Below are 3,626 nucleotides of genomic sequence, written 5' to 3'. Positions count from 1 at the left end.
GCGCGCAAGAACCAGGTCAACACGGTCATCAAGGAGATCAAGCTCCGCCCGAAGATCGACCCGCACGACTACGGCACCAAGAAGGGCCACGTCGAGCGCTTCCTCAAGGGCGGCGACAAGGTCAAGGTGACGATCATGTTCCGCGGGCGCGAGCAGTCGCGCCCGGAGCTCGGCTTCCGGCTGCTGCAGCGCCTGGCCGAGGACGTCATCGAGCTCGGCACCGTGGAGTCCGCTCCCAAGCAGGACGGCCGCAACATGATCATGGTGCTCGCCCCGACCAAGAAGAAGTCCGAGGCCAAGGCCGAGCAGCGCCGCGCCCGCTCGGCAGCCGCTGCGGCGCCGGCCGAGGCCGCGCCTGCCGAGGCGGCGCCCGCTGCGACGGAGCAGCCCGCGGCCGCTCCGGAGGCCGAGCAGGCCGAGCAGGCCGAGCAGGCCGCCGAGTAGGCCCCAGACCCACCCGCAGTACCCGAACGAGCAGTACCCGAACGACCGAAGGAGATCGGCTCGCATGCCGAAGATGAAGACGCACTCTGGCGCCAAGAAGCGCTTCCGCCTGACCGGCAAGGGCAAGGTCATGCGTGAGCAGGCGAACGGCCGCCACCTGCTCGAGCACAAGTCCTCGCGCTACACCCGTTCCATCGCGAACGACGTCGAGGTCTCGAAGCCGGACGCCAAGAAGGTCAAGAAGCTCCTCGGCCGCTGAGCCGAGCCCACCCACCGCACAACCGGGCTCACCAGCAGCAGGCTCGGAAGCTAGACAGAGACAGCAAGGAGAACTCACGTGGCACGCGTGAAGCGGGCAGTCAACGCCCAGAAGAAGCGCCGGGTCGTCCTCGAGCGCGCCAGCGGATACCGCGGGCAGCGCTCGCGCCTCTACCGCAAGGCCAAGGAGCAGGTCACCCACAGCCTCGGTTACGCCTACCGGGACCGTCGCGCCAAGAAGGGCGACTTCCGTCGCCTGTGGATCCAGCGCATCAACGCCGGCGCCCGCGCCAACGGCATGACCTACAACCGCTTCATCCAGGGCCTGAAGGCCGCTGAGATCGAGGTCGACCGCCGCATGCTCGCCGAGCTCGCCGTCTCCGACGAGGCCGCGTTCGCCGCGCTGGTCGAGATCGCCAAGGCGAACGTGCCGGCCACCGCCGAGGCCTCTGCCTGACGTCTCCACGACGTTCCACCGAGCGCCGGGACATGCCCCCGCTGAGCACCCCCCTGACCAACCCACGGTCGGACCGGGTCAAGGCGGTGCGGGCGCTGTCCCGGCGCTCGGTGCGTGTGAAGACCGGCCGCTTCCTCGCCGAGGGCCCCCAGTCGGTGCGTGAGGCCGTCCGCCACCGGCCCGACCTCGTCGTCGACCTCTACGTCACCGCCGAGGCCGTCGAGCGCCACCCCGACATCGTCAGCGCCGCCGACGAGGCAGGGCTCTTCCGGCACGAGGTGTCGCCGGAGGTGCTGGCCGCGATGTGCGACACCCCCGCCCCGCAGGGCGTCGCCGCCGTGTGCCGCGTCGAGACCGCGTCGCTCGAGGACGTCCTCGCCGGGGCGCCACGGTTCGTCGTGGTCCTCACCCACGTGCGCGACCCGGGCAACGCCGGCACCGTGATCCGCGGCGCGGACGCAGCCGGGGCCGATGCCGTGCTCGTCAGCGACGCGTCGGTCGACGTGCACGCCCCCAAGGTCGTGCGCTCGACCGCGGGTTCGCTCTTCCACCTGCCGGTCGTCACCGGGCTGCCGGTCGAGGCTACGCTGGCCCGGCTGCGGCGGGCGGGCCTGAGGGTGCTCGCGGCGGACGGCGGGGGGCACGCCCTGGTCGGGGACGTCGACCTCACCGGCCCGCACGCCTGGGTCATGGGCAACGAGGCCTGGGGCCTGGAGCCCCAGGTCCTTGAGGCCTGCGACGAGGTGGTGCGCGTGCCGATCTACGGCCGGGCGGAGTCCCTCAACCTGGCCATGGCGGCCACGGTGTGCCTCTACGCCTCCGCCAGCGCACTCAACGCGGGCGCGAATCGCTAGGGTGCGGTCATGGACACCACGGCGGGCGCGCTCCTGAACCCGCAGACCGCCGCGAAGGCCTCGGAGCTCGTGCCCGACGGCCTCGTCGCGGCCGGCGCCGACGGCCGCATCGTCCTGGTCAACCGCCGAGCCCTGCGCATCACCGGCCTGCGCCGCGAGGAGCTCGTGGGCGCCGACATCCGCGACGCGCTCGTCCTCCAGGACAGCGACGGCAGCTCCTGGTGGCAGACCACCGACCCGTGGGGTGGCCTGCGGACCCGCACGGGCCACCGCGAGAAGCTCCTCATGCTGGCCAACGGCCGAGAGGTCCTCGTCACCGCGAAGTACACCCGTCCCGCGCGCAACCAGCCGGTGAGCCTGGTCGTGGTGGTCATGCGCGACGCCGAGCACCGCCGCCGCGTGGAGGCGAACCACGCCGCGCTCATCTCGACCGTCGCCCACGAGCTGCGCTCGCCCCTGACCTCGGTCAAGGGGTTCTCCTCGACCCTGCTGCGCCGCTGGGAGCGCTTCACCGACGAGCAGAAGCGCCTGATGATCGAGACCATCGAGGCCGACGCCGACCGAGTCACCCGGTTGATCAGCGAGCTCCTGGACGTCTCACGCATCGATGCCGGCCGGCTCCAGATCCGACCCCAGCCGATCGACGTCCCGGCGGTCTTCGAGCGCCACGTGGAGCGGGCCGTCGCCACCGGCCACGAGCGGGAGCGCTTCGTTCTGGAGGTCCCTGACGAGCTGCCGGAGGTGTGGGCCGACCCGGACCGCCTCGACCAGATCCTCGCCAACCTCGTCGAGAACGCCCTGCGCCACGGTGAGGGTGCGGTGACACTGGCTGCCCACCCGGCCCACGAGGCGAGCGGCGAGAACGGCGGCCGCAGACCGCTCGAGGGCTGCGTCGACCTCGTGGTGAGCGACGACGGCCAGGGCATCGACCCCGCGCACCGGGACTTGATCTTCTCCCGGTTCTGGCACGGCTCCGGCCGCGGCAGCACCGGCTTGGGGCTGTACGTCGTCAAGGGCCTGGTCGAGGCGCACGGAGGCCGCATCCTCGTCGAGACCGCACCGAGCGGCGGCGCGCAGTTCCGCTTCAGCCTCCCGTCCGAGGCGCCGGAGTACCTGCAGTAACCCGCCCGCTGCGTGGTGGGGTGGCCGCGGGCCTGGCCCGGGCGTGGAGGATCATGCCGTGGGCGGTGGTCCCGGCCGTGGCGTCCCAGCCGCGGGCGTCGAGGTCACGCTCGAGCTCGTCGGGTCGCCAGTAACGCTTGAGCACCGTGTACGTGCCGCCGTCCGGCAGGGAGCGCGACTCTCTCCTCGCGCCCGGGGGAGGGGAATCGTGTCGAGGCCAAGCCGCGCGCCGGTGGGGGCGAAGTCGTGCACCGCCTGCTCCATCTCGGCGACGTCCTCGAACCACTGACGGTGCAGCTGGGGCGGCAGCGCGTACGAGCCCCGACGGGCCCACCACTGGTCGTAGACCGGGGTGCGCCGCCGGTAGTACTCGACCTGCTCGGCCACCCCATCGTCGCGCACGGCCAACAGGCTAGCCGTGCCCACACCTCGATATCGGCTTGCCGGTGGGGGAGTGCAGGGGCACGCTGGAGGCATGGCATCGCCGACGC

General features: G+C 72.0%; 5 protein-coding genes. All 5 read left to right on the top strand.

Features of this window, described 5'->3' with window-relative positions; all coding sequences use genetic code 11:
• Positions 1-444, top strand: a 444-nt coding sequence (infC, locus tag VIB11_RS15930) for a translation initiation factor IF-3 (RefSeq protein ID WP_332032497.1), incomplete at its 5' end; no start/stop codon positions are given.
• Positions 445-508: 64 nt separating this feature from the next.
• Positions 509-703: a 50S ribosomal protein L35 gene (gene rpmI, locus VIB11_RS15925; protein ID WP_275808318.1), complete on the top strand. Its 195-nt coding sequence runs from the start codon at positions 509-511 to the stop codon at positions 701-703.
• Between the two features lie 78 nt (positions 704-781).
• Entirely contained in the window at positions 782-1,159 is a 378-nt protein-coding gene (gene rplT / locus VIB11_RS15920; protein ID WP_332032494.1) for a 50S ribosomal protein L20, read from the top strand.
• Positions 1,160-1,191: 32 nt separating this feature from the next.
• Entirely contained in the window at positions 1,192-2,013 is an 822-nt protein-coding gene (locus tag VIB11_RS15915; RefSeq protein ID WP_332032492.1) for an RNA methyltransferase, read from the top strand.
• 9 nt (positions 2,014-2,022) lie between these two features.
• Positions 2,023-3,135: a sensor histidine kinase gene (locus tag VIB11_RS15910; protein WP_332032490.1), complete on the top strand. Its 1,113-nt coding sequence runs from the start codon at positions 2,023-2,025 to the stop codon at positions 3,133-3,135.
• Positions 3,136-3,626: the final 491 nt, after the last annotated feature.

Source organism: Pedococcus sp. (genome assembly GCF_036554925.1).
Taxonomy (GTDB): Bacteria; Actinomycetota; Actinomycetes; order Actinomycetales; family Dermatophilaceae; genus Pedococcus_A.
This window is presented reverse-complemented; position numbering and strand designations above follow the sequence as displayed.

Coding starts and splice junctions, on each gene's coding strand:
- rpmI (WP_275808318.1), top strand. CDS start 509: ATGCCGAAGATGAAGACGCACTCTGGCGCCAAGAAGCGCTTCCGCCTG.
- VIB11_RS15915 (WP_332032492.1), top strand. CDS start 1,192: ATGCCCCCGCTGAGCACCCCCCTGACCAACCCACGGTCGGACCGGGTC.
- VIB11_RS15910 (WP_332032490.1), top strand. CDS start 2,023: ATGGACACCACGGCGGGCGCGCTCCTGAACCCGCAGACCGCCGCGAAG.